This is a genomic window from Streptococcus suis, from assembly GCF_002960445.1.
GTDB lineage: Bacteria > Bacillota > Bacilli > Lactobacillales > Streptococcaceae > Streptococcus > Streptococcus hyiners.
Window position 1 is genome coordinate 1 of the sequence record NZ_POJD01000059.1, and the last position, 492, is coordinate 492.

Below are 492 nucleotides of genomic sequence, written 5' to 3' on the forward strand. Positions count from 1 at the left end.
GGATTGAACCACAAACCATTGTAAATCAAGTTAGAGAGTTCATTTGAAACAATCGGTTTGAAATGCGATACTTCCCGTACCAGGGTCAAATCTTCAATTTCCTTGTGGGCTGTCAGAAGGGTAATAGCTCCTGGGCACTCGTAAATTTCCCGTGACTTGATTCCGACTAAACGATTTTCCACGTGGTCAATCCGACCCACACCATGTTTACCAGCAATGACATTGAGTCTTTGAATGAGATTAGCAAGACTTAACTTTTCACCATTTACAGCAACAGGAATACCTGCTTTAAACTCAATATCGACATACTCGGGAGTATCTGGTGCATTTTCTGGAGAAGTAGTGATGCCAAAAGTATCTTCTGGCGCTTCATTCCATGGATTTTCCAAGACACCACACTCATTGGCACGACCCCAGAGGTTTTGGTCGACTGAGTAAGGACTGTCCAGATCGGCAGGAACTGGAACACCATTTTCCTTGGCGAAGATGATT

Annotated in this window: 1 pseudogene; it reads right to left on the minus strand. The window is 43.7% G+C overall.

The annotated features are described in order from the left end of the window. Positions 1-492, minus strand: a pseudogene (locus tag C1G53_RS00305) (argininosuccinate synthase domain-containing protein); the annotation flags it as partial.